Annotated in this window: 1 protein-coding gene; it reads left to right on the forward strand. The window is 48.5% G+C overall.

Going from position 1 to position 270, the window contains the following annotated elements; translation table 11 throughout:
• Window positions 1–194: DUF3791 domain-containing protein (locus tag D1841_RS18365; protein ID WP_166554398.1), on the forward strand; the 194-nt coding region annotated here is incomplete at its 5' end.
• Window positions 195–270 lie beyond the last annotated feature (76 nt).

The raw sequence follows: 270 nt of genomic DNA on the forward strand, positions 1-270 counted from the left end.
TGATTTACTGCACGGAGCAGTATAAGTCGGCAAAAAATCTGACCGGCGCGCAGGTGGCCGAGTTATTCAGCCGATACAAGGTCTGGAATTACATCTATTCCTGCTTTGAGGCGCTGCACACCACAGGAGAAAATTATATTATCAGAGACATCGATTTGTACATTGAAGAGAGAAAGGCGGCAACGGTATCATAACGGATTGCCGCCGTTTTTTATTTGCAGTGCGCTGCTGGCAAAGTGCTGCATTGCTCCACGTTTCGCCCTAAGCCCC

The sequence above is a fragment of the Neglectibacter sp. X4 genome, assembly GCF_009917365.1.
Classification (GTDB): domain Bacteria; phylum Bacillota; class Clostridia; order Oscillospirales; family Acutalibacteraceae; genus Acutalibacter.